The 26,247-nt window shown below is 59.1% G+C and carries 18 protein-coding genes; 8 read left to right on the forward strand and 10 right to left on the reverse strand.

The window, feature by feature from the left end:
* Positions 1–3 precede the first annotated feature (3 nt).
* Together D3Z90_RS21320 and D3Z90_RS21325 are read left to right on the forward strand one after the other, a co-directional pair.
* On the forward strand, positions 4–1,218 hold the full coding sequence (locus tag D3Z90_RS21320) for a transporter associated domain-containing protein (protein WP_136477894.1): 1,215 nt from the start codon (positions 4–6) through the stop codon (positions 1,216–1,218).
* Between the two features lie 268 nt (positions 1,219–1,486).
* Positions 1,487–2,791, forward strand: coding sequence for an MFS transporter (locus D3Z90_RS21325; protein ID WP_136477895.1), 1,305 nt, complete (start codon positions 1,487–1,489; stop codon positions 2,789–2,791).
* Between the two features lie 91 nt (positions 2,792–2,882).
* Here the strand turns inward: D3Z90_RS21325 and purT are convergent, their stop codons facing one another.
* From purT to D3Z90_RS21350, 5 genes are all read right to left on the reverse strand, one after another.
* On the reverse strand, positions 2,883–4,064 hold the full coding sequence (purT, locus tag D3Z90_RS21330; protein ID WP_136477896.1) for a formate-dependent phosphoribosylglycinamide formyltransferase: 1,182 nt from the start codon (positions 4,062–4,064) through the stop codon (positions 2,883–2,885).
* Positions 4,065–4,158: 94 nt separating this feature from the next.
* On the reverse strand, positions 4,159–4,626 hold the full coding sequence (locus D3Z90_RS21335; RefSeq protein ID WP_136477897.1) for a VUT family protein: 468 nt from the start codon (positions 4,624–4,626) through the stop codon (positions 4,159–4,161).
* Between the two features lie 63 nt (positions 4,627–4,689).
* On the reverse strand, positions 4,690–4,902 hold the full coding sequence (locus tag D3Z90_RS21340) for a DUF1289 domain-containing protein (protein ID WP_136477898.1): 213 nt from the start codon (positions 4,900–4,902) through the stop codon (positions 4,690–4,692).
* A complete protein-coding gene (locus tag D3Z90_RS21345; protein ID WP_136477899.1) occupies positions 4,902–5,426 on the reverse strand; it encodes a gamma carbonic anhydrase family protein in 525 nt (174 codons plus the stop codon). Before D3Z90_RS21345 ends, D3Z90_RS21340 begins: the two co-directional genes overlap by 1 nt.
* A gap of 43 nt (positions 5,427–5,469) precedes the next feature.
* Positions 5,470–6,069 carry a CoA pyrophosphatase gene (locus tag D3Z90_RS21350; RefSeq protein WP_136477900.1) on the reverse strand — a complete coding sequence of 200 codons (600 nt, stop codon included), beginning with the start codon at positions 6,067–6,069 and terminating at the stop codon, positions 5,470–5,472.
* A gap of 133 nt (positions 6,070–6,202) precedes the next feature.
* Here D3Z90_RS21350 and D3Z90_RS21355 point away from each other — a divergent pair, with 133 nt between their 5' ends.
* The 4 genes from D3Z90_RS21355 (at position 6,203) to D3Z90_RS21370 (ending at position 13,782) form a co-directional block, all read left to right on the forward strand.
* Complete coding sequence (locus D3Z90_RS21355; RefSeq protein ID WP_136477901.1) at positions 6,203–6,757, forward strand: NUDIX hydrolase; 555 nt, start codon at positions 6,203–6,205, stop codon at positions 6,755–6,757.
* Positions 6,758–6,776: 19 nt separating this feature from the next.
* A complete protein-coding gene (locus tag D3Z90_RS21360) occupies positions 6,777–7,331 on the forward strand; it encodes a murein L,D-transpeptidase family protein (protein WP_136477902.1) in 555 nt (184 codons plus the stop codon).
* A 250-nt stretch (positions 7,332–7,581) separates the two neighbouring features.
* Entirely contained in the window at positions 7,582–9,216 is a 1,635-nt protein-coding gene (locus D3Z90_RS21365) for a ShlB/FhaC/HecB family hemolysin secretion/activation protein (RefSeq protein ID WP_256658267.1), read from the forward strand.
* A gap of 24 nt (positions 9,217–9,240) precedes the next feature.
* Positions 9,241–13,782, forward strand: coding sequence for a hemagglutinin repeat-containing protein (locus tag D3Z90_RS21370; RefSeq protein ID WP_136477904.1), 4,542 nt, complete (start codon positions 9,241–9,243; stop codon positions 13,780–13,782).
* Between the two features lie 83 nt (positions 13,783–13,865).
* Here D3Z90_RS21370 and D3Z90_RS21375 read toward each other — a convergent pair whose 3' ends face one another.
* Together D3Z90_RS21375 and purL are read right to left on the reverse strand one after the other, a co-directional pair.
* Positions 13,866–14,177 carry a YqfO family protein gene (locus D3Z90_RS21375; RefSeq protein WP_136477905.1) on the reverse strand — a complete coding sequence of 104 codons (312 nt, stop codon included), beginning with the start codon at positions 14,175–14,177 and terminating at the stop codon, positions 13,866–13,868.
* 2 nt (positions 14,178–14,179) lie between these two features.
* Positions 14,180–18,079, reverse strand: a complete 3,900-nt coding sequence (gene purL / locus D3Z90_RS21380; protein WP_136477906.1) for a phosphoribosylformylglycinamidine synthase — start codon at positions 18,077–18,079, stop codon at positions 14,180–14,182.
* A gap of 245 nt (positions 18,080–18,324) precedes the next feature.
* On the opposite strand from purL, the gene mltF reads away from it, so the two are divergent.
* On the forward strand, positions 18,325–19,785 hold the full coding sequence (mltF, locus tag D3Z90_RS21385) for a membrane-bound lytic murein transglycosylase MltF (RefSeq protein ID WP_136479019.1): 1,461 nt from the start codon (positions 18,325–18,327) through the stop codon (positions 19,783–19,785).
* A 30-nt stretch (positions 19,786–19,815) separates the two neighbouring features.
* Here mltF and tadA read toward each other — a convergent pair whose 3' ends face one another.
* Complete coding sequence (gene tadA, locus D3Z90_RS21390) at positions 19,816–20,298, reverse strand: tRNA adenosine(34) deaminase TadA (protein ID WP_136477907.1); 483 nt, start codon at positions 20,296–20,298, stop codon at positions 19,816–19,818.
* A complete protein-coding gene (locus D3Z90_RS21395; RefSeq protein WP_136479020.1) occupies positions 20,298–21,677 on the reverse strand; it encodes a multicopper oxidase family protein in 1,380 nt (459 codons plus the stop codon). Before D3Z90_RS21395 ends, tadA begins: the two co-directional genes overlap by 1 nt.
* 217 nt (positions 21,678–21,894) lie before the next feature.
* Between D3Z90_RS21395 and D3Z90_RS21400 the strand changes: the two genes are divergently transcribed.
* Complete coding sequence (locus tag D3Z90_RS21400) at positions 21,895–24,564, forward strand: dermonecrotic toxin domain-containing protein (RefSeq protein ID WP_136477908.1); 2,670 nt, start codon at positions 21,895–21,897, stop codon at positions 24,562–24,564.
* A gap of 65 nt (positions 24,565–24,629) precedes the next feature.
* Here D3Z90_RS21400 and guaA read toward each other — a convergent pair whose 3' ends face one another.
* Positions 24,630–26,207 carry a glutamine-hydrolyzing GMP synthase gene (gene guaA / locus D3Z90_RS21405; RefSeq protein ID WP_136477909.1) on the reverse strand — a complete coding sequence of 526 codons (1,578 nt, stop codon included), beginning with the start codon at positions 26,205–26,207 and terminating at the stop codon, positions 24,630–24,632.
* Between the last annotated feature and the right edge of the window lie 40 nt (positions 26,208–26,247).

The following is a 26,247-nucleotide window of genomic DNA, read 5'->3' on the forward strand; positions in this document are numbered from 1 at the left end:
TAAATGGACGAACTGCCGTTAGGACCCTTGCTTGGCATTCTGCCCCTGGCGCTGCTCTGGTCGGCAATATTCACTGCGGTGGACGCCGCCCAGCAGCAACTCAACAGCGCGCGACGCAACGGTCTGACGGACGAACATCCGGAACTGGCGGTCGCACCACAATCGCTGGTGCTCTGCTCGACCCTGGGCAAGTTGCTGGTCCTGGCTCTGGCCTGCCTGCTGGGTCAACGCTATAGCGGCGAACAAGGTTTCTGGCTTAGTGGCCTGGCAGGCGCAGCCCTTGTACTGGTCCTGGCCGAGTACCTGCCACGGCAATTGGCGCGGCGCAATCCACAAACGTTCATTACCTTGGGCAACAGCTTGCTCAAAGCGCCATTGAAGATGCTCCAGCCCCTGGCCTGGCTGCTCGATGGCTGTGCGCGAGTGCTGCTGCGTCCGTTTCGGGTTCAGCCCCACGCGGTGACCCTGCACGACCAGGACAGCTACGATACTGCCCCAGAAGAACAACTGCATGCCGACTACCGCCTCAATCTTCCCGAAAGCCTGCTGGCCCTGGACAAAATCACTGTTAACGACATTCTGGTACCGCGCAATGATGTCGACGGCATCAATCTCGACGACCCGATCGAGCAGATCATCGAACAGCTGATCATCAGCCGTCACACGCGCCTGCCGGTCTATCACAGCGACATCAACCAGGTTGAAGCCATACTCAACACCAAGCTGATCAGCCATTTGCTGCCCAAGGCCGAATTGACCCGCGAAGCCCTGCAGGCAGCCTGCTACGACCCCTACTTCGTGCCTGAAAGCACCCCCTTGCAACTGCAGTTGCTCAACTTTCACAAGCAACAACGACGCCTCGGCGTAGTGGTCGATGAGTATGGCGAAGTGCTGGGCATCGTTACCCTGGAAGACATTCTCGAAGAAATCGTCGGCGAATTCGAAGATGAGCACAGCCTGGACAATCCGCACATCCACCCTCAAGCCGATGGGCGCTTCGTCATCGAAGGAACGGTGTCGATCCGAGAGCTGAACCGCAGCCTGGGTTGGCACCTCCCCAGCGATGGCCCGAAAACGCTAAATGGCCTGGTCACCGAAGCCCTGGAAAGTATCCCGGCCAGCGCGGTATGTCTGAAAATTGGTCGTTACCGGCTGGAAATTCTCGAAACAGAAGACAATTGTGCCAGTCGCATACTGGTCTGGACGGTAACTCGCTAGCTATACTCGGCCAACGCTTACCCAGCCTGGCCGTCTCGCTTGCTACCCGCACCCTGCGTCTCCCGGCCAGCCCGCATCACTGAATACCGCGCATTTTTCCGGCACTGCTTCACACCCCCGAAGATTGCCCGCGCCGCCCCTATCCCCAACGGGCGTATGCTCAGTCACGCGACCAACAACAAATATGCTCCGGCGCCTGCCCGCTGCTACCTGCCTGTGCAGGTCAGCTACTGCGCCCATGGAGCACTCGACTGTCAGGGATAATCGCATGACAACCAGCAGCACCTACGCCGAAACGGCACAGACCAGTCCCGGCAATTCGCCGGCGAGAGTGGCAACCGCCAGCTTCATCGGCACCGCCATTGAGTTCTACGACTTTTATGTCTACGCCACCGCCGCCGCCTTGGTGATTGGACCGGTGTTCTTTCCGCAGACCTCTGGCACCGCCCAGATGCTTTCGGCTTTTCTGACCTTTGGCATTGCCTTCCTTGCCCGCCCCCTGGGTTCTGCCCTGTTTGGCCACTTCGGTGATCGTATCGGGCGTAAATCCACCTTGGTGGCATCGTTGCTGCTGATGGGGGTGTGTACCACCCTGATCGGTGTACTGCCGGGCTACGACAGCATCGGGGCCTGGGCACCGATCCTATTGTGCATACTGCGTTTTGGCCAGGGCTTGGGCCTGGGCGGTGAATGGGGCGGCGCAGCACTGCTGGCCACTGAAAACGCGCCCAAAGGCAAGCGTGCCTGGTTTGGCATGTTCCCCCAGCTTGGGCCTTCAATCGGCTTTCTGGCCGCCAACGGCCTATTCCTGACCCTCGCCATGACGCTGACCGACGAGCAGTTCCGCAGTTGGGGCTGGCGCATTCCCTTCCTGCTCAGCGCAGCACTGGTCATTGTTGGCCTGTATGTACGGCTCAAGCTCGAAGAAACTCCAGTGTTCGCCAAAGCCATTGCCCGTCACGAACGGGTGAAAATGCCGGTGGTCGAACTTTTCGCCAACTACTGGATGCCGGTTCTGCTCGGCGCCTCGGCCATGGTGGTGTGTTACGCCCTGTTCTATATATCCACAGTGTTCTCGCTCAGTTATGGCGTGTCCACCTTGGGATACAGTCGCGAAACCTTCCTCGGCCTGCTGTGCTTCGCCGTGCTGTTCATGGCCCTGGCCACGCCGCTGTCGGCCTGGTTGAGCGACAAATACGGGCGCAAACCGGTGCTGATCGTCGGTGCGATCCTGGCAATTCTTTCGGGCTTTACCATGCAGCCGTTGCTGACCTCGGGCTCAACTGCAGGGGTGGCACTGTTCCTGGCCATCGAGCTGTTTCTGATGGGCGTGACATTTGCCCCGATGGGCGCATTGCTGCCCGAACTGTTCCCGACCCACGTGCGTTATACCGGCGCCTCGGCAGCCTACAACCTGGGCGGAATTGTCGGTGCTTCGGCTGCACCGTTCTTTGCCCAGAAGCTGGTAACGATGGGCGGTTTGAGCTGGGTTGGCGGGTATGTCTCGGCAGCAGCGCTGTTAAGCCTGATTGCCGTCCTGTGCCTGAAAGAAACCCGGCACTCGGAGCTCTGAAAGCTGCAAGCTGCAAGCTGCAAGCTGCAAGCTGCAAGCTGCAAGCTGCAAGCGATCGTGCTTGCAGCTTGCAGCTGCGCGCTTGCGGCGTTTAGAACTCGACGTTGACCGCTTGGGAGGCACGAGTAGCTTTGGCTCGGGCGGTGTCGATAGATTCGTCACGGGCCAGGCACACCCCCATGCGGCGCTGGCCATTGACCTCAGGCTTGCCGAACAGACGAATGGCTGTATCCGGCTCGCTCAGGGCTGCACCCAGGTTGGCGAACGAGGTCTGTTGCGATTGCCCTTCCACCAGGATTACCGCCGATGCCGATGGGCCAAACTGACGAATAAGTGGAATCGGCAGGCCGAGAATGGCGCGGGCATGCAAGGCGAATTGCGACAGGTCCTGGGAGATCAGGGTCACAAGGCCGGTATCGTGCGGTCGCGGGGATACTTCGCTGAACCACACCTGATCACCTTTGATGAACAGCTCCACACCGAACAGACCCCGACCGCCCAATGCCTCAGTAACAGCCTTGGCTACGCGTTCGGACTCGGCCAACGCCACCGGGCTCATGGCCTGCGGCTGCCACGATTCCTGATAGTCGCCTTTTTCCTGGCGATGCCCCACCGGTGCACAGAAGGTGGTCCCGCCGATGTGGCGTACAGTCAGCAGCGTAATTTCGTAATCAAAGTCGATGAAGCCTTCAATGATCACTCGCCCCTTGCCGGCACGACCACCCTCTTGAGCGTAGTCCCAGGCTTTTTGCACATCGTCTGTGCTGCGCAGCAAGCTCTGGCCTTTGCCCGATGAACTCATCACCGGCTTTACCACACAGGGGAAGCCCAGGTCTTCGACCGCTTTGCGATAGTCTTCGAAGGTATCGGCAAAATGGTAAGGCGAGGTCGGCAGATCCAGCTCCTCAGCAGCCAAGCGCCGAATACCTTCGCGGTTCATGGTCAACTGGGTAGCACGGGCGGTCGGTACCACGGTGAAACCTTCATTTTCCAGCTCGACCAGGGTCGCGGTGGCGATGGCTTCGATTTCCGGCACGATGTAGTGCGGCTTCTCGGCCTCGATCACTGCCCGCAGGGCCGCGCCATCGAGCATGTTGACCACATGGCTGCGATGGGCCACTTGCATGGCAGGGGCGTTGGCGTAACGGTCCACGGCAATCACTTCAACGCCCAGGCGTTGCAGCTCGATCACGACTTCCTTGCCCAACTCGCCACAGCCACAAAGCAGTACGCGGGTCGCTGTCGGCGACAATGGGGTTCCGATACGAGTCATTTCAGGTCCTCAGAGGGAAGGAATCCCGGGCTGCTCCAAGCGGTGCAGGCCAGTGAAAAGGAGCGACATTTTACATGAACTGGGGCGCATGACCTCAGCCAACGATGGCACGCTTGCGCAGGCGCCAGGCCATGATCAGCCAGACTGCCGTCACCCCGGCGAATTTTGAAGCCAGTGCGGTACCGACCACCGCCGGCGTCAAGGCGCCGATCATGCCGAAGAAGATCAAGGTGTCGATAGGAATACTCAGCGCCGAGCTCAACCATAAACGGTCGTGCAAGGGCCGCTTGGTAATACTGAAAACCAGCCAGTCAATAAGCTCGGAGACGGCGAACGCGGTCGCACTGGCCAAGGCAATGGCAGGCTCGGAGGTCACATAGGACAGCACCAGCGCCACCAACATAGCCACCAGAGCGCCATGACCGTAACGGGTTTGCACCATGTCCCGCAGGATGAACACCAGTCCGCCCCAGGCAGACCAGATGACGTCCAGGTGCGGGGCGCTGGAGAAGGCGTAGTTGATCAGCACGACGCTGCTGATGTAGGCAATCAGAAAAGGCATGGAATAGACCGCTGGACAAGCCCTACAGGGTACTTGAGCGACCGCTTGCGGCCAAGTGCCAGATCAGCACGTGACGCTGCCGACGCTGAGCATCATCCCCGCCGCCACTGCCCGCTCATGACACAATTTGAGCACCTGCCGGCGCTCGATGTTGTCCATCCGTCCCCAGCGGGTAATTTCTGTAGCGCTGCGCTGGCAGCCCGTGCAGATGTCGGCCTCATCCAGGGCGCAGATATGCACGCAGGGCGACGCGACCGGGCGTTCACTACCGCTCATCAATCCTCCTGCGGGGCCAGGTCACGGGCATAACGCTCGGCGTTATGCACATAATGCGCGGCGCTTGCCTCAAGCATTTTCTTCTGCGCCTCGGTCAGCTCGCGCACCACCTTGCCGGGAGAGCCCATCACCAATGATCCGTCAGGAATTTCCTTGCCCTCCGGAATCAGTGCATTGGCGCCAATAATGCAATATTTGCCGATACGCGCACCGTTGAGGATGACCGCATTGATACCGACCAGGCTGTAGTCGCCGACACTGCAGCCATGCAGCATGGCGTTGTGGCCGACAGTCACGCCTTTGCCCAAGGTCAGTGGCGAGCCCATGTCGGTATGCATCACTGTACCGTCCTGAACGTTACTGTTCTCACCTACATCGATCAGTTCGTTATCACCGCGCAGCACTGCGCCGAACCAGACGCTGGCCCCCGCCTGCAGTCGCACTTTGCCAATCAGCGTGGCAGTGGGCGCAGCCCAACTGCGTGGATGGGTCTCGACCTTCAGGTCGCCCAGACGATATTTCATGCGTGGTTCCTCACGGTCCGGCAATGACGGCGGGTGGGCCCGCTCAAATTGGAATGAAGCGTTCAGGCGGATGGTGCAGATTGATATCGGCATCGTAAAGCAAGTTGACCAGCTCGACGATCATGATCGCGGAGAGCCCCCAGATTTTATATTCGCCAAAGCGATAACTGGGCACATACCAACTGCGCCCCTGGTAATCGATGCGGTGAGTATGATCGCGGGGATCCTGGCGGAAAAACTCCAGGGGCACAGTGAACACGGCGGCAATTTCAGCGTCGTTGGCCCGGTATTCGACGAAGTCTGGAATCAAGCCGACGAACGGCGTCACCTTTAACCCATGCAGGGAAATCAGAGGGCTCAAAGGGCCGATAATCTCCACCAGTCCTGGCGGCAGGCCAATTTCCTCTTCGGCTTCACGCAAGGCGGTGAACACCAGATCGGGGTCTTCAGGGTCACGCCGACCGCCCGGAAAGGCGACCTCGCCGCCATGGGTCGACAAGCCCTTGGCACGTAACGTTAGTACCAGCTCAGGCGCTTCGCTGCGGGTAATGGGCAATAACACTGCAGCCTCGGGAAAACGGTGATCGGTTTCCAGGGTGCCCGGCGTATGACTGCTCACGCGGCGAAGTAGCTCGTCCAGCATTGCTCTCTCTCGATTCCAAAGCTTGGTCAGCATGATGCACCAAAGCCGCGAGCCGCCCAAGCCCTGAGGTGAACCGGCTTGCAGCGGCGATGAAAGTCGCGCCAAGATAAGCACAACCTATAGGAATAAAAGCATGAAATTCTGCAGTGCGTGCGCCAATCCGGTAATTCAGCGTATTCCCGACGGTGATACTCGCCTGCGTTACGTCTGCGACCACTGTCACATTGTCCACTACCAAAATCCCAATATCGTCGCCGGGGTACTTCCGACCCTGGGCCAGCAGGTCTTGTTGTGCCGTCGAGCCATCGAGCCACGGCGCGGCTACTGGACCCTGCCGGCGGGCTTTATGGAGAACGGAGAAACCCTGGAACAGGCCGCCCGTCGCGAAACCATCGAGGAAGCCTGCGCCCGGGTCGGGCAAATGAGCCTCTACCAGTTATTCGATCTGCCGCACATCAACCAGGTCCATGTATTTTTTCGCGCCGAACTCGCCGACCGGGATTTCGCCGTCGGCGTCGAAAGCCTGGAAGTGAGACTTTTCGATGAAAGTGAGATCCCGTGGGACGAGCTGGCTTTCAGGACCGTCAGTCGTACCCTAGAATGCTACTATCGCGACCGTATCGAGCAGTACTACCCGATTGGCAACGAATACTTGCCGCCATTGCTCGTTCCGTCACCCAACACCTAGTTTTCAGGGATATCGTTTCATGCGCTGGTTGCTTGCCCTTTTCTGCCTCAGTGTGGCTTCGGTGTCCCAGGCAGCGTTTACCGAAACCATCGTCACCAAGCCAATTGAGAAGGTCGCGCCCTCGCCTCTGCAACTCAAGCCCCAGCAATCCTCGATCGACAAGATCCTGGTGCTCAAATCCGAGCGACGCCTGCAACTGATCAGCGCCGGGTCCCCGCTGAAAACCTATCGCATCTCCCTGGGCAAACAGCCCAAGGGCGCCAAACAGCGCGAAGGCGACAAGCGTACCCCCGAGGGCTTCTACTGGATTGATTGGCGCAAAGTCAGCGACCGTTACAACCTGGCCATGCATGTGTCTTACCCGAACATCAGCGATTCGGCACGTGCGCGGCGCGAAGGCGTACCACCTGGCGGAATGATCATGATCCACGGCACCCCTCTGGACGAAGAGTATCCAGAAGAAGTCTTCCATACCCTGGACTGGACCGAAGGCTGCATCGCCATGACCAACAGCGACATGCGCGAGGTCTGGAACCTGGTGCCAGACGGCACGATGATCGAAATTCGCCCCTGAGAATTTGCCAATTCTCCTCTCCGGCGCATCGCGCCGGAAATTCCCTACCCAATTCCAACTTCTGCCCTACAGCGCTATCGGCCCGGTATCGCATCCAAACGAATAGTAGCGTCCATAGAATCCGTGCATTCGGATAAACGCGGGTGTTCTCAGCACCCAACGCCCTGGACGCCACCTTATGCCTTTTGCCTGCAGACCCGCTGGCTCATGCCTTCGCCCCGGGCAATTGAGCGCTCTTGCCCTTGGTCTCGTGTTGTGGACCATCCCCTCGACTGCGTCCGAAAGCCATCCAGCGGTGCAACAACTGCAGGACCAGCGCCAGCAGCGCGAACAACTGGAACAACGCCAACGCCTGCGCACGTTGCAACGCGCGGACGAAGCATCCACCGAAATCGACAAACAACTTACCCCTGCAGTTACAGGTGCGTGCTGGCCATTGCAGGGCGTGCGCCTGGCAGGCAACCAGCAACTGTCATCGGCCGAACTCAGTGACGCGCTTACAGAGTTGATCCTGCCGTGCATGAGCCCGGCGCGAATTAATCAGATCCTCAAAGCTATTACCCAGCGGTACCTCCAGGCCGGTTACTTGGCCAGCCGGCCGTACCTGGCAGCGCCTCTGGTCGCCGGTGGCACACTGGATATTGTGATTATCGAAGGCTATGTCGAGTCGATCGAACTCGCTGACCCTGCCTTGCCCCTGTCATTGAACAGTGCATTTCCCTCATTGCTGGGACAACCCTTGCGCCTGACTGAACTGGAGCAAGGCATGGACCAATTGAACCGGTTGAGGGCATTCGATCTGGGTGCCGATATTCTTCCGGGCAGTCGCCAAGGTGCAAGCCGGGTCGTGGTGGTCCCCAGGCAAATCAAGCGCCGTTGGCATCTTGGCGGCTGCCTCGACAATCGCGGCAGCGAACAGACCGGGCGCGAGCGGCTGGGCGTCAACTTAAGCCTGGACAGTCCTCTGCAACTCAATGACTTCGTACAGGTATCGGCTAACGCCACACTCCCGTCAGGTTCAAGCTACAGCCGCGGGTATGGCGTGTACTACAGCGTTCCGTACGGTGCCTGGACCTACGCCCTGAGCTTCAATCAACTGCATTACCAGGCTCAGCTTCCAGGTCGACACTTGCACAGCAGCGGCCAAAGTGACTTCTACGGCTTAAGCCTGGAGCGCACGCTGTGGCGCAATCAGCAGGGACTGCTCAGTGCCAGTGTGCGCATGGAGCAAAAACGCCTGGAAAATCGTCTGAGCGAACAGCGCCTGGCACTCCAAAGCCCCACGCTCACCACAATCGAGGCCGGCCTGAATCTGCTATGGCTCAGTGACGGTCTATGGAGCGCCTACTTGGGTGTGAGTCAGGGCCTGGACTGGTTTGGCGCCGATCGTGAAACATTACACGACAATGCACCTCAACCGCATTTTCGAAAGTATCGCGCCACCCTCATGCATATGCGCCAGGGTCGCAGTCCGAATTGGCCCTGGCGTTGGCAAAGTGACTTGAACCTGCAGTACAGCCCCGACGTGCTCCCTGCCGTGGAACAACAGCAATTGAGTGATACCACCGCTGTACGCGGCTTTCGCCAGCAGGTGGTCGCCGGTGCCAATGGCGCCGTCTGGCGCAACACCCTAAGCCAGCCGCTGGCCCTGGACCTGCCCCGGGCCCTGGTGCTGCGCCCACAACTGGGCGTGGACCTGGGTTGGAGCAAGTTCAGCCACGGCACTGCCGCACAACGTCTGGTCGGCGCACATGCCGGCCTGGAGCTGAGCCTGCCCGACAGTCAACTGAAGCTCGACTACCAGCACGCCATCTATGCCAGCGCTACTCCCCGCGTAGCGTTGGAAAAGGGCTACTGGTTGCTGGAATGGGTAGTGAACATCTGATTACCACCACAAAAAAGAGAGACCATGATGTCCGAACAAACCTTCGAGCGAATCAGCCCCAATTACCTGCGCTGGATAATTGCCTTGTGCCTGCTCACTCCCTACGTCAGCCTGGCCGAGAATGGCCTGCAGGCCGCAGCCGGTGCTAGCGGTACCGCGTTGATCAATAACCAGCATGGCGTGCCGGTAATCAACATTGTTGCGCCCAATGCAGGCGGCCTTTCACACAATCAATTTCTCGACTACAACGTCAACACGCCAGGCGTGGTGCTCAACAACGCCGTGCAGGCCGGACAATCGCAACTGGCCGGGGCTTTGGCTGCCAACCCGCAATTTCAAGGCCAGGCCGCCTCGACCATCCTCAACGAAGTCATCAGCCGCAACGCCTCGCGCATCGAGGGCCCACAGGAAATTTTCGGCAGCCGCGCGGACTACATACTGGCCAATCCTAATGGCATCACACTCAATGGCGGCACGTTTATCAATACCACTCGCGCAGGCTTTCTGGTCGGCAGCCCCGAAGTCGACGGGCAAAGCATCAAGCACTTTGATACCCGCAACGCCACTGGCACCCTGCAAGTGCTTCGAGGTGGCCAGAGCAACCTGGAAGGAGCGCTCGACCTGATTGCACCCCGCGTTGACAACCGGGGTTCACTTGTGGCGCGCGACGATCTGAATCTTACCGTGGGCCGAAATCTTGTCCGCAGCACCGACCAACAGGTAATCGATCATCGTGCGGCGCCAACCTCGAGCGTCGATGCCAGCTTGTTTGGGGCTATGCAGGCTGGGCGAATCAGAATTCTCAGTACCGCAGAAGGCGCTGGCGTGCGGATGGCTGACACCCAACTGCGTGCTCGCGACGGAATAAGCATTCAATCCCAGGGCGGGCTGGCAATCAGCGGCACGCAAAACAAGCGCAGCGTGCTCAATACCGAGCATGGCGCGGTAACACTGAATGCCGCAGAGAACCTCAGTTTGTCTGCCGTAGAAGTCAAAGGGCAGCAGATTTTGGCCAAGGCAGGCAGCAACCTGACCCTCGATACCCGCATGCACCAAGCGCTGAGCCGTGAGCACGAAAACCGTGAAGAAAAGTGGTGGTTCGTTCCTACCGAAACCTACAACCGAGAAGTCACCCACACCGCGCGCAAGCATCTTGCCAGTCAATTGCAGGCCAGTGAAAACATCGATCTGCAAGCAGGTAAAGACATCAGTCTGGTTGCGGCCACCGTGCAGGCCAAAGGAGACCTGAGCGTCCTCGCGGGGAGCACGCTGAACATCATTGCCGCGACTGACAGCCAGCAGGTTGACGAACAGATTCACCATCGCAAACACCTTTGGCGCGGGGATCAGGACACCCGTCAATATAAGGAAAACGCCAAGCCCAGCGAGCTCTCCGGCCAGCAGATATCCCTCGTATCGGCAGGGCCTACCCAGGTGCTTGGCAGTAGCCTTTCCAGCAAAGGTGACACCAACATAAAAGCTGGCACCCTGGAGGTTGCCGAAACCACCCTGAACAACAGCATGCATGCAAAAGGTTATCGAGGAGACCTGGCTTCGGGCACTTTCTTCGGCACCAACGAGCAATCCGATGGCAACGGCCAAAACGCCAGCGGCAGTTCCATTCACGCCGGTGGCGCGTTAACCGTGGCTGCGCAGCAGGTGCAGATCAAAGGCTCCAAGGTGAACAGTCTGGGCGACGCGCTGGTGCTCAGCGAAAAAGGATTGCTGACAGTCGACGCAGCTCAAAGCCAGACTTCCCTCAATCAGCGCGCAAGCAACAGCAAGCTGTTCGGGTTGATCAAAGAACAGCGCGAACAGCAAGAGCAACGCAAGGAAGTACTGACCAGTGACGTTGCGTCACAAAGTAACCTGCGCCTGGCCAGCGCCGATGAACTGCGGATACTGGGGGCCAAGATCGATGCCGGACAGCAACTACAGCTACAGGCTAAAAAGGACATCACCGTCGGCACCGCTGAGCAATCGCAGAGCCTGAGCGTCCGCCAGCAAAACAAAGGTTTCACTGCCAGTGCCAGCCAGACCCAGGACGCCGCCGACGGTAAACCCGACTCTCATCAATACAACGCCTCGGTAGGCTACAACGTCAGCACAACCGAAAGCACTCGCGCCGATAAAAAGCAGATTGCCAGCGCCCTGACGGGCGCACAGGTGAAAATCAACGGCCAAAGCGACGTCAATATCAAGGGCTCGAGCATCAGTGCAACCGCTGGAGACCTGCAGGTCGATGCGCAGGACATCAACCTTGTGGCAGCACATGACCAGCAGTCACAAAAGACCAGCACTCGCGATGACGGTGGGGGGCTCTCTGTCAGCGGAGGTATCGATAAACTGGGTAGCGCGTTTGACGGTTATCACAAGCAAAAGGACCTAGAGGAGCACTCGAGCCAGGCGCAGCGCAGCAGCCTGCAAAGCAACAAAGACTTGCGTGTGGCAACCGGCACAATGGTCAACGAGGGCGCGGTTGTGACGGCCGGTCAGGGGCTGGCACTGAACACCGGCACCTTGCAAAACCGTGCAGTAGATGACACCCAGACCAGCAGCAAGACCGAACAGAACTGGCAGGCAAGCCTGGGCGCCAGTGTTGCCTACCGCGGCCTGACCCGTCCTATCGAAAATCTGATCAAGGGCGAAGAAGCCAGTCGATTCCAGCAGGCTTCTATCGAAGACGCCTTGGCGCCTCCGGCAATAGGCGCTGAACTTGAGTTCAAGCATCTGAACCGTGAGGAGATCAGCCAGACCACCACTGCTCAGGTCGCCCAGTTGAACGCTGGTGGCATCGATATCAAATCCGACACAATCGAGGATACCGGCACTCAATACCGCGCCGCGCAGGGGCCATTGTCAATTCAGGCACAGAACCATCGCTTCGCCGCCGCCCAGAACAGCAGCGCGAACAGTGTCCGACGCCTGGATGTAGAGACCACTGTACGCGCCGATACCAGCACAGGCAGCGATATCAACCTGCGCCTTTCGGGCAAGGGCGGCTCTTTGCAAAATGATCAACTCAGGCAGACGGCCAACCCCGGCAGCCTGTACGGAAAGACGGGTATCCAGATACAACTGGGCAGCGACGGTGCCTACGAGGGCACGCACTTCGACGCAGGCCAAGGCTCTTTGAAGCTGTTGGCCGACGGCAACCTGGGCCTGGAGCAGGCCAACGACAAACAGCAGAGCCAGCTGAAACAGCTCGACGGTAGCGCTTGGGCCAAGGGGGGCAACAATCCCTTGGATACGAGCCTGGAGCTGCGAGGCTACCTCGATCACGCCACGCTCGACACTACCGATAGCCAGGCCAGGATCGCCACAATCGACGCCAAGGGCGACGTGCAGTTGCAGGCAGGTGGAACACTTGAACTGGCAGGGGCCCGCATTGGCAGCAACAGTGCCAAAGTCGCAAATATCAGCTTGCACGGCAACGATGCATTGGCAGCCAAGGCCGCCACGGACTCCCACACCGCTCACGGCAAGTTGTTAGGAGGCGGCGTTGAGCTGCTGGGCAATAGCACTGCCGCTGGCAAGGGCGGCGGAGTCGGTGGTCACGTGAGCATTGGTCACACTGAAGAGCGCAGCACCAGCAGCAGTGCAGCTCAATGGTCGACCACAGGCAAACTGACAGCGAGCAGTGCCGGGGCAAACGCCGACGCCGTGCATTTACAAGGTGTAAAGGCCTCGGCAGCAGAAGTCGACATCAGCGCCAGCAATGGTGGCGTACTCATCGAGGCGACCAGCAATACCGAGCAGCGCAATAACCAGGAAATTACCGCAGGTGCTGGGGTCAGCGGCGCACCTGGCGCAACCTCCGAGCAATCCACTCGTGGGTTGTATGCCCGGGCAGAAGCGAACATTGATCGACGCGACAACCTGACTTATGCAAACAGCGAGTGGCGGGCCAAACACATCACCCTCAATAGCCTGACCGACACTCGCCTGGAAGGTGTACGCATGGAAGCCGAAGCTATAGAGGGCAAGATTGGCGGTGATCTTCGCGTTGCCAGTCGCCAGGACCGGATCAACACCTTGAAGGTGGATGCCGACGCACGCCTTAGCCAGGAAAAAAACCCGCAAGGCTACATCAACGCCGCTACCGCCCTGGCTGGGCCATTTGCCGGTAAGGTGGAAAAACAGGTTGGGCCCTTGGTTCAGACCGCCGACCCGAAGCTGTCGCCGACATTCAAGCTCGACATCGAACACACCCAGCGTGACAGCGTGACCAGTCAAAGCCTGCTCAGTGGCCGTGACGGCGTAACCTTGATGGTCGGTGGCGAAACCGCGCTTTCAGGTGCCCGGGTACAGGCAGCCCATGACAAGGTCGAACTCGGCAACGGTCCGATTAGCCAGGAAACCCTGAATGGTCGAGACTACCGTCGCGCCGTAAACGTCAACGCTTCAAATGCCCCAGTGGATCTGATCAGCGGCTTGATCGAGCACTACAGCTCGGCGAACAGCGGCGAAGGCGAAAACGCCGTCGACCTTGGTCTGGTCAGCACCAGCGGCCATGACCGCAGGACCGTTCTGGCATCGAGCTTGATCAGCAAATCCAGCAATTGAGGAGCTGAAAAGCAGCGCGGGGCAAGCCCGCTCCCCCCTAACGGGCAGGAGCGGGCTTGCCCCGCGATACAGCTTATAAAACCTCAGAAACTGGCGAGCTGCCAAACCTCATAAGCCGGTGTCTGGTAAGGGTGACTGTGCTTGAGCGCAGCGACCGCCGACTGAATCAGCTCGTCAGCCACCACCAGTTCTACCCGCCACTCTTCGACCTGTTCAACCACGCCCGTTTGCCCGATAAACGGCTGGCTACCGTCCAACGGGCGGAACTGGCCCTGGCCCAGCACCTGCCAGGCACAGCAGTCGTAGTCGCCGATGCGTCCGCCACCTGCGGCGAACACAGCGGCCTTGACCACTTCCACATGGCTGGGCGGGACGAAGAAGGCGAGTTTGTACACCCTTAGTTCACCCACACCCGCGCGTTGCGGAACATGCGCATCCAAGCGGCGTCTTCGTTCCAGTCATCCGGGCGCCAGGAGTTCTGCACGGCACGGAAAACCCGCTCTGGGTGCGGCATCATGATGGTAACGCGACCGTCGCGGCTGGTAAGGCCAGTGATGCCACGCGGCGAACCGTTCGGGTTGGCAGGGTAGGTTTCAGTAACCTTGCCATGGTTATCGACAAAGCGCAGTGCCACGCAACCGGACAGATCCGCTTCCAGCAGCGCTTCTTCGCTTTCGAATTCGGCATGGCCTTCACCGTGAGCGATGGCGATCGGCATGCGCGAACCGGCCATGCCTTGCAGGAAGATCGAGTTCGACTCCTGAACCTGAACCATGGCCACGCGGGCTTCGAACTGTTCGGAGCGGTTGCGCACAAAATGCGGCCACAGGTCGGTGCCAGGAATAAGTTCGTGCAAGTTGGACATCATCTGGCAACCGTTGCACACACCGAGGGTGAAGCTGTCGGTGCGCTCGAAGAAGCCCTGGAAGGCATCACGCGCACGGTTGTTGAACAGCGCCGACTTGGCCCAGCCTTCGCCGGCGCCGAGCACGTCACCATAGGAAAAGCCACCGCAAGCCACCAGGCCTTTGAACGCGTCCAGGTCAATGCGACCGGCGAGAATATCGCTCATGTGCACATCGATTGCGTTGAACCCGGCACGATCGAAAGCCGCAGCCATCTCGACCTGACCGTTGACGCCCTGCTCGCGCAGCACCGCCACCTGAGGACGAATACCCTTCTTGATGTAAGGCGCAGCGATGTCGTGGTTGACGTCGAAGCCGAGCTTGACGCTCAGGCCCGGATTGTCTTCTTCGAGCAGACCTTCGAACTCTTGATCGGCGCAGTCGGCGTTGTCACGCAGGCGCTGGATCTGGTAGCTGGTCTCGGCCCACTGGCGCTGCAGGAGACGACGGTCGCCCTGGAACAACTGTTCGCCAGCGAAGTTGATCACCACTTCACCGTTGTTGATCGGCTGACCGATAACCGCGACGCAGTCTTCACCCAGGCCGGCAGCGCTGAACTGCGCCAGTACATCCGGGGTAGCGTCCTGATGCACCTGGATGACCGCACCCAGTTCTTCGTTGAACAGAATGGCGGCAATCTTTTCGCGTTTGCTGGTCAGGGTGTCCAGTTCCAGCTCCAGGCCGCAATGACCGGCGAAAGCCATTTCCAGCACGGTGGTCATCAGGCCGCCGTCGGAACGGTCGTGATAGGCCAGCAAATGGCCATCCGCGTTCAAGCCCTGAATCACTGCAAAGAACGCCTTGAGGTCTTCGGCATCATCGACGTCCGGCGCCTGGCTACCCAGCTTGCCGTGAGTCTGGGCCAGGATCGAGGCGCCCATGCGGTTCTGACCACGACCCAGGTCGATCAGAATCAGGTCGGTTTCGCCCTTGTCCATGCGCAGTTGCGGGGTCAGGGTCTTGCGAATGTCGGTTACCGGGGCAAAACCGGTGACAATCAGCGACAGCGGCGAGGTGACGGATTTCTCCGCACCTTCTTCGCTCCACTTGGTCTTCATCGACATGGAGTCCTTGCCGACCGGAATGGTCAGGCCCAACTCAGGGCACAGTTCCATACCGACAGCCTTGACGGTGTCGTACAGACGCGCGTCTTCGCCTGGGTGACCAGCTGCGGACATCCAGTTGGCCGACAGTTTGATGTCGGAAAGCTTGGCAATACGCGAAGCGGCCATGTTGGTCAGCGTTTCGCCGATAGCCATGCGCCCGGAGGCCGGAGCGTCCAGCAGTGCCAGCGGCGTACGCTCGCCCATCGCCATCGCTTCACCGGTGTAGACGTCGAAGCTGGTCGCGGTGACAGCAACGTCGGCCACCGGAACCTGCCAAGGACCCACCATCTGGTCACGGGCAACCAGGCCGGTAATGGTCCGGTCGCCAATGGTGATCAGGAAGCTCTTGCTGGCCACGGCCGGGTGACGCAACACGCGTTCGACCGAGTCGTTCAACTCAAGGCCCGACGGATCGAAGTCGTCACCCTGCTCTGCTTCACGGGTAACCGAACGGTGCATACGCGGTGGCTTGCCCAGCAGCACTTCGAGCGGCATGTCCACTGGACTGTTGCCGAAGTGGCTGTCGGTAACGGTCAGGTGCGGTTCTTCAGTGGCTTCACCGACCACGGCGAATGGGCAGCGCTCACGCTCGCAGATGGCCTGGAAGCGTTCGAAGTCGGCAGCATCGACTGCCAGGACGTAACGTTCCTGGGATTCGTTGCTCCAGATTTCATGGGGGGCCATGCCCGGCTCGTCGTTAGGCACGTTACGCAGTTCGAAACGACCGCCACGACCACCGTCGTTGACCAGCTCAGGGAAGGCGTTGGAAATACCGCCCGCACCCACATCGTGGATGAAAGCGATCGGGTTCTGCTCACCCAGCTGCCAGCAGCGGTCGATGACCTCCTGACAGCGGCGTTCCATTTCAGGGTTTTCACGCTGTACCGAAGCGAAATCCAGGTCCGCAGAGCTGGCGCCAGTGGCTACGGAGGATGCCGCACCACCGCCCAGGCCGATCAGCATGGCCGGGCCACCGAGGACGATCAGCTTGGCGCCCACGGTGATTTCGGCCTTCTGGACGTGATCTTCGCGGATGTTGCCCATACCACCGGCGAGCATGATCGGCTTGTGGTAGCCGCGCACTTCTTCGCCATGAGGTGTGGTGATCGACTGCTCGAAAGTACGGAAGTAGCCAGTGAGAGCCGGACGACCGAACTCGTTGTTGAAGGCCGCGCCACCCAGCGGGCCATCAATCATGATGTCCAGCGCGGTAACGATGCGCTCAGGCTTGCCGTAGGCCTTCTCCCATGGCTGTTCGAAGCCTGGGATCTGCAGGTTGGAAACGGTGAAACCGGTGAGACCTGCTTTTGGCTTGGCGCCGCGACCTGTGGCACCTTCATCGCGAATTTCGCCGCCGGAACCTGTTGAAGCACCGGAGAATGGCGAGATGGCGGTCGGGTGGTTGTGGGTCTCGACCTTCATCAGGATGTGCACCGGTTCCTGCACCGCGCCGTATTGGCGGGTTTCAGGGTTCGGGAAGAACCGGCCGGCGACGTTACCGACGATCACCGAGGCGTTGTCCTTGTAAGCGGACAACACGCCTTCGCTGTGCATCTGGTAGGTGTTCTTGATCATGCCGAACAGGCTTTTTTCCTGGCTCTGGCCGTCGATATCCCAACTGGCGTTGAAAATCTTGTGGCGGCAGTGCTCGGAGTTGGCCTGGGCGAACATCATCAGTTCGATGTCATTCGGGTTGCGCGCAAGCGTCTGGAAGGCCTCGACCAGGTAGTCGATCTCGTCTTCTGCCAGTGCCAGACCCAGGTCGGTGTTCGCCTGTACCAGTGCAGCACGACCACCGCCGAGGATATCCACCGAGGTCATCGGCTTGGGCTCGGCATGACTGAACAGACCAGCGGCCTCTTCGAGCTTGCTCAGGACCATTTGAGTCATGCGATCGTGCAGGATGTCGGCTACGTTGACAGCATCGGCTTCGCTCAGCTGGCCGCTGACGTAGAAGGCAATACCGCGCTCCAGGCGCCGGACATTTTCCAGGCCGCAGTTGTGGGCAATGTCGCTGGCCTTGCTCGACCAGGGCGAGATGGTACCGAATCGCGGCATTACCAGGAACAGGCGACCACTAGGCTCCTGTACCGGTACGCTCGGACCGTACTTGAGCAAGCGCGCGAGCACTTGCTGTTGGTCGGCAGTCAGATCGCCGTCAACCTCGGCGAAATGAGCGAATTCAGCGTACAAACCACTAACAGCGGGGACTTTCTGACTCAATTGCTCGAGTAATTTACCGTGGCGAAAGGCAGAAAGGGCAGGAGCGCCGCGCAGGATCAACATCGTCGGGACAGCCTCAGGAAGGGGGTGTGCTTAGAGGCCGTGCATTCTAGCCTAAATCCGTCGCTTCCGGCACCCGCAACACAGCATTCTGACGCAGCCGCATGTCGGTGGAGTAAAGCGGACTCAGGGGTCAAAAAACCGGCCTGTCCGGAGCCTTACCGCGTAAATAGCGCAAAGCGTGCTAGCAGACAAGCAAACAGTTGTCGAGATATGGCGGGACCAGTCCTTTGCGTATACTGCAACCTATGTTCGCCCAAACTGCTTTGCGCCAGCGCTGCGCCAAATGGCTCATCGCAACCGGACTCTTCCTGATGCTCGGTGCCTGTGTTGAAAAACCCAGCACCCTGGAGCGCGTCAAGGAGGACGGTGTACTGCGCGTGATTACTCGCAACAGCCCTGCTACCTACTTCGAGGACCGCAACGGCGAAACCGGCTTCGAATACGAATTGGTCAAGCGCTTTGCCGACGACCTCGGGGTCGAGCTTAAAATCGAAACAGCCGACAATCTCGACGAATTGTACGACCAGCTCGGCAAGCCTTCCGGACCGGTGGTAGCAGCTGCAGGCCTGGTCAGCAGCGAGCAGCGCAGGTCACAGGTACGTTTTTCCCACCCCTACCTTGAAGTGACCCCACAGATTATCTACCGCAATGGTCGTTCGCGGCCGACCGATGCCAAGGACCTGGTCGGCAAGAAGATTATGGTGCTCAAGGGCAGCACTCATGCCGAGCAATTGGCCGAGCTCAAAAAGCAATATCCCGCGCTCGAGTACGAAGAATCTGATGCAGTAGAAGTGGTCGACCTGCTGCGTATGGTCGATGAAGGCCAAATCGACCTGACCCTGGTCGACTCCAACGAACTGGCGATGAATCAGGTCTACTTCCCCAAGGTGCGCGTCGCCTTCGATCTTGGCGATTCCCGCGATCAACGTTGGGCAGTGGCTGCCGGCGACGACAACAGTCTCCTCAACGAAATCAACGAATTTCTCGACAAAGTTCAGAAAAATGGCACCTTACAGCGCCTGAAAGATCGCTATTACGGCCATGTCGATGTACTCGGCTATGTGGGCGCCTACACCTTTGCCCAACATTTGCAGCAGCGTTTGCCACGCTACGAAAAGCACTTCAAGGCGTCCGCGAAAAAAGAACAGGTCGACTGGCGCTTGTTGGCAGCGATCGGTTACCAGGAATCGATGTGGCAGGCTGAAGTCACCTCAAAGACCGGCGTACGCGGCCTGATGATGCTAACCCAGCGCACAGCCCAGGCCATGGGCGTGTCCAACCGTCTGGACCCGGTGCAAAGCATTCGCGGCGGGGCCAAGTATTTCATGCACGTCAAAGAAGCACTGGACGACTCGATCAAGGAGCCGGACCGAACCTGGTTCGCCCTGGCGGCGTACAACGTCGGCGGTGGCCATCTGGAGGATGCGCGCAAGCTGGCCAAACGCGAGGGCTTGAACCCGAACAAATGGCTGGATGTGAAAAAAATGCTGCCGCGCCTGGCACAGAAGCAGTGGTACAGCAAAACCCGCTATGGCTATGCCCGAGGCGGCGAGCCCGTACATTTCGTGGCCAACATCCGCCGCTATTACGACATCCTCACCTGGGTAACCCAGCCACAGCTCGAAGGCAGCCAGGTCGCTGATGGCAACCTGCATGTCCCTGGCGTCGACAAGACCAAGCCGACCGAGCAGACACCTCCCCTCTAACGCGTCCCACGCCTGCCACAGTGGCGTCACTCAAGCCTTGGCGCGGCGCGCCTTGAAGAATTCGGAAAGGATCGTGCCGCATTCCTCTGCCAGTACCCCACCCTCGAACATCACACGATGATTGAGGAAACCTTGGGTAAAGAACTGCCCCTGGCTCTGTACGATGCCCGCCTTGGGCTCCAGCGCCCCATACACCACCCTAGCGATGCGTGCGTGAACGATGAGCCCGGCACACATACTGCAGGGCTCCAGCGTTACGTACAGGGTGCTTCCAGGCAGACGATAGTTACTCGCTGCCTGGGCAGCGGCACGGATGGCGACCATCTCGGCATGCGCACTCGGATCACTGCCACTGATCGGGCAATTGAAGCCACGACCAATGACCTGGCCATGTTGCACCAGAACGGCGCCCACCGGCACTTCACCCCGCGCTGCACCCTGCGCAGCCAGCTCCAGAGCCAGACGCATGAATTCCTGATCACGGCTGCGATCGATAATTTGCGGCTGACGCATCAGACGACCTCGATAGCGGCCATCAGGCCGGTTTCCATATGGTCGATCACGTGACAATGAAACATCCAGGTTCCCGGGTTATCAGCAACCAAGGCCACTTGTGCACTCTCGTTCTTGCCCAGCAGGTACGTATCAGTGAAGTACTGCTGCGCGAACTTGTGCCGGTTCGAACTGAGAACCTTGAAGCTCATGCCATGCAAATGAATAGGGTGCTGGTACTGGGTCATATTCTTGAGTTCGAAGATGTAGCTCTTGCCCTTGGTCAGCGTCGCGATCGGCCGATCTGCACAGGTCTTGTCGGTGATATCCCAGGCCTGACCGTTGATCTGCCATAGGCTTGGCGGCTTGCCATTCTCGGTGTTCACCGACACCGACCCTACCCATTCAAAATTGAAATTGAGCTTCTCGGCATTGGCCAGGTCCGGCTCGGCGACCGGGTTGGCCGGCAACTCCGGGGGCCACTCGCCTGGTGCTTCATTGCTGGCCACCGAACGCAAGGTGCCCAGGCGCACGGAACCATCGCGCAGGGACAACTCCTCACCCGCCGGTGGCATCTTGATTGCCAGGCAAATACGCATGCCAGGCCCAAGCCAGTAGTCCTTGCCCAACGGCCTTGGCGTAATCGGGTTACCGTCGAGCGCATAAATACGCGCCTCGAAGTTGCCTTTCAGGTTGATGCGGTAGGTCAGCGTATTGTCCAGATTAAGCAGGCGCACCCGGACAATTTGCCCTTCGGGCATATCAACGACCGCATTGGCCTGGCCATTGATGGTGATCAGGCGACCGGCAGTGCCCCCGCGGGCAGCTTCACGGGCAATACTGAAGGGCAGGTACGCGCCCTGCTCGTCCACATGCCAGTTTTTCAGGCTCAAGGTGCGCTCATGCTTGAAACCGGTAGGCTCGCGCTCCTCGACAATCAATGGACCTACCAGGCCCTTGCCGAGTTCTTCGGAACTGTTCACATGCGGGTGGTACCAGTAACTGCCGGCATCCGGCACGCGGAACTTGTAATCGAAGTATTCGCCCGGTAATACCGGCAACTGCGAAACGTAAGGTACCCCATCCATTTCCAGCGGCAGGCGGATACCGTGCCAATGAATGGTAGTGGCTACTGGCAGGCGGTTGATGAAACGCACGCGCAGCCATTCCCCCTGGCGCACTCGCAACTCGGTTCCAGGTGCCGACGGGCCGAATGCCCAAGCCTCGGTCTTGTACCCAGAGACCAGCTCTACATCCAGCGGGGCAGCAATCAACTCGTAGTCGTGGCCGGCATCAGGGTCAGTGCGCCCCAGCCAATAACGGGATGCGCCGCCGGCGCCCAGGCCGATTGCCACAAGGCCAGTCAGGCCACCGAGTATTTGTCGCCGGGTAAAGGACATGCCACAGGTACCTCGTAATGCCAGGAACAACATGCCGGCACCTTGCCAGGTGCCGACGATGAAGGGCGAATACGATACACCTGCAATTGCGAAATATTAAGTTAAGTCTTGTTCAATCACCTGCGCACGATGTCGCACCCTCCCAGCATTAAGTACCACCACTACCCCTATTGCCTGCCTCACGCTGAGCGCCCTTCCCTCTCCTACGAGAACGCTCATGCTGAAAACCGCACAGCAAAACAAGGATCTTGAAGACCTGAGACTGATGGCCACCCAGGTGAGCACGCACTGCCCGGACATTCGCCAAATGGCCCGCGATACTGCCATCGCCCTGCTCGTCCGGCACAACCTTGCAGGCCTCGATCCTGACCATGTCTATTTCCACCGTTTTCACTCGGGGTCGAGCAGCCCCCGCACCTTCAGTGGTTGGCAACATTGCGGCCATCCGTATCAATCCCTGACCCTGGCGCAATTGGTACTGCACCGCTTCAATGTTGCCGATCAGGACGGCACCGACGAGCTCGGTACCTACACCGGTTTCTATTCCGACGGACCGGGCAAGGATACTTACGACGAACACAACGAAATCCCCTTGGCACCCAAGGACGTGCTCGAATACTTCTGGGACGTCAATTTAAGCGCGGACTATAGCCAACGCCTTGAACGTTTCTGGGCGCACTATTCAGACGCTTATCGCACATTGGCCAAATCGACTTTCCTCAGCAAAGTGCTAGAAGCCTGCGCCGAGAAAGGTGACAAGACGCTGGTCAGATACCTGCGCAAGGTCGCTGTCGCCTTGGCGGCAGAGACAACATGGCCGCCGACCCTGCAACAACTGCAGAACACGGTGACACCGGCACAGGGAGTTCGCCTGTGCACCTTTGACATTGGTGGTCATGTCGCCAGTTCCATCCTCAGAGTGGTCATGGATGATGGCTACCAGTTGCTCTACCTCCCCGGTGAGGTTGATACGTTTCAGCTGTTTGCCAGCAACCTCGAACTTCGTACCTGGGTGCTGGCGCAGACCGGCACAGCAGAGAAACGCGCTCGCCTGCTGAACCACTTCGCTCTCAGCAGCCAGGATGAGGATGATCGAGGCGTAGGTCTCGGGCATCTACTTGACGTCATGAAAACACAATGGGGCAGCCTCCATTACGATGGACTGAACACCCTGAATACGACCCTGCACACGGATGCTTTCAGCCACCTACGCGATGCGGCACGTCAACGCATGCTCGACGACGCCCATTTTGCCCTGCGCTCAAATGCCGATCTGCGCAAACAACTCTGGATCGGCTACCTCGCAGCCTTCTCCAAGGTTTTCGGACCCATGGCGGCTTTTGATTGGCCGGTGGCGCTCGCCGTAGTAGGCGCTGGTCTGGCGGAAACCGGGCTGAATGTTGACCAGGCCATTAACGGACACACCACCGCAGAGCGTCAGGCGGGTGTCACAGGCGCGATACTGGCGGGCATCAATACCTTGTTCAACGCCACCCTGTTGCGCGCTGGCGGCGTTGATGCTGCCGGGGAAATGACGGAAACAACTGCAGGTGACGAAGCCGCCACGAACACCCCTGAAAACCCATTCGCAAGCGAAGAATTCGAACCCATCACACCTGCGGACCTGCAGACCTGGGTCCCTGAGTCATTCAGGTACGAAGGACAGGCGCAGTTGCTGGAGTCGCTTGAAAGCAACGATATCCTGAGGACTGCGCCTGACAGCCAATTCAAAGGCATTTTTGTCCAGGACGGCAAACAATACGCCATGGTGGGCGAGCAAACCTACCAGGTGCGCTACGTAGGAGAGTTATCGACTTGGGTGATCATTGATCCAGACAACCCCTACTCATTTTCCCGCAATATTCCCATTGCAGTGGATGACCAGGGGAACTGGCAGATCAAGCCGCGTTTGGGACTCAAAGGAGGTGCACCTCGATTCTTGCTGAAAATCTGGGGCAGAGTGGCACCACGACCTGGCCTACCAGCGTTGGAACCTAGCCCTTATGAAGTGCCACAGGCCGAGCGCGAGGCATTGAGGGCCGCAGCGGACGGCAGAGAAAACTTTGCATTGGGCGACCCAGACAGCGGCGCGCCGCACTCACGTTACAGGCAGCTACGTGACCAGCTGGCCCTTGACGCACACCAGTTCTATGGATCATTCGAACAACCGCCGCGCCCATCGATTCCCGAAATCCCCAGCACCGCCAGCCCCAAAGAAATACTGCGCAGCCTGTACGAAGAGAGTGAAGGACTTGTGATCGGCGAGTCCCACACCCAGGAAAGTGCCAAGCAATTTCTGATGAACAACATGCGTCAGTTGAAGAAGCTCGGGGTGGATGTCTTTTACATGGAACATTTCATGACCGACTTTCAGCAGGCCGACCTGGACTTGTTCAATCGAACCGGAACGATGCCTGCAGAGTTGAAAGCCTACGTTGAGAAACATGACTACATGGCCACTTTGGGCATGCAGACACCTCACACGCTCAAAAAAGTGATGTACGAGGCATTTCGGCAAAACATACGGATACAAGGCATCGACTGCATGGCCTCTTATCGCCAGGCTTGGTATGTGCAACCTTCACTCACCATTCGCCAGGAAATGATGAACTTCTACGCCCACAGAATCATCGAGGCTGACCAGGCACGCCGAGGGGCCGGGCGCTGGGTGGCATTGGTGGGTAACTCGCACACCAATAACTTCGAGGGTGTTCCTGGGCTAAGTGAATTGCAAGGCGCCATTGGCCTGCGTATTGAAGACATTGAAATTGGCCAGGCGGGAAGCATTGGTGCCGACGCGGGCGTATGGGACGAAATAGAAGGTGAGGCTTTGTTCGTCAGAAACGACCTGCTGTTGAAAGTGCCGATATCGCGGCCCTGGATGTAAGTGCAGGCTACAGGCAACAGCACTAGATACGACAAGGGCGCCCCGAGGCGCCCTTGTCGTTCAACTCACTCCCACTCGATCGTGGCAGGCGGCTTGCTCGACACGTCGTAAGTGACGCGGGAGATGCCTTCGATTTCGTTGATGATGCGGCCGCTGACGGTTTCCAGCAGTTCGTAAGGCAGGTGCGCCCAACGTGCAGTCATGAAGTCGATGGTTTCTACCGCACGCAGGGCCACGACCCAGGCGTAACGGCGGCCGTCACCGACCACGCCAACCGATTTCACCGGCTGGAACACCACGAAGGCCTGGCTGACCTTGTGGTACCAGTCGGCCTTGCGCAGCTCTTCGATGAAGATGTGGTCGGCACGACGCAGCAGGTCGGCGTATTCCTTCTTCACTTCACCCAGGATACGCACGCCCAGGCCCGGGCCCGGGAACGGGTGACGGTAGACCATGTCGTAAGGCAGGCCCAGCTCCAAGCCAAGACGACGGACTTCGTCCTTGAACAGCTCACGCAGCGGCTCGACCAGCTTGAGGTTCATTTCTTCCGGCAGGCCACCCACGTTGTGGTGCGACTTGATCACATGAGCCTTGCCGCTTTTAGCGCCAGCCGACTCGATCACGTCAGGGTAGATGGTGCCCTGAGCCAGGTACTTGATGTTGTGCAGCTTGTTCGACTCGGCATCGAACACGTCGATGAAGGTGCGACCAATGATTTTACGCTTCTTCTCAGGGTCCGCCTCGCCAGCGAGGTTATTCAGGAACTGGTCTTCAGCGTTGGCGCGGATAACCTTGACGCCCATGTTCTCGGCGAACATGGCCATGACCTGCTCACCTTCGTGCAGGCGCAGCAGACCGTTGTCGACGAAGACGCAGGTCAACTGGTCGCCGATGGCTTTGTGCAACAGCGCGGCAACTACCGAGGAATCAACGCCACCGGACAGACCGAGCAGAACGTTGTCGGTACCCACCTGGGCACGCACCTGAGCAATGGCGTCTTCAGCGATCTTCGAGGGCGTCCACAGGGCTTCGCAGCCGCAGACGTCGAGGATGAAGCGCGAGAGGATGCGACCGCCCTGCTTGGTGTGGGTTACCTCGGGGTGGAACTGCACGCCATAGTAGCCGCGAGTGTCGTCGGCCATGCCGGCGATCGGGCAGCTCGGGGTGCTGGCCAGGATGTGGAACTCTTCTGGAATGCGGGTGACCTTGTCACCATGGCTCATCCAGACGTCCAGGCCCAGCACACCATCGGCATCGACGTGATCTTCAATGCCATCAAGCAAGCGGCTCTTGCCAACTACATCGACACGGGCGTAACCAAACTCGCGCAGCTCGGAACCTTCAACCTTGCCGCCCAGTTGCTCGGCCATGGTCTGCATACCGTAGCAAATGCCAAAAACCGGTACGTTCAGGTCCCAGACGGCCTGTGGCGCGCGCGGGCTGTTGGCTTCGTGCACGGACTCTGGGCCGCCGGCAAGGATGATGCCGCGAGGAGCGAACTCGCGAATCGCTTCATCGTCCATGTCGAACGGGTGCAGTTCGCAGTACACGCCGATTTCGCGCACGCGGCGGGCGATCAGCTGGGTGTACTGGGAACCGAAGTCGAGAATCAGGATGCGGTGAGCGTGAATGTCGAGGGCCATGACTCAATCTCGTCAGTGGTAATCAGAAACGACGCGGGGC

The organism is Pseudomonas sp. DG56-2, assembly GCF_004803755.1.
Classification (GTDB): domain Bacteria; phylum Pseudomonadota; class Gammaproteobacteria; order Pseudomonadales; family Pseudomonadaceae; genus Aquipseudomonas; species Aquipseudomonas auratipiscis.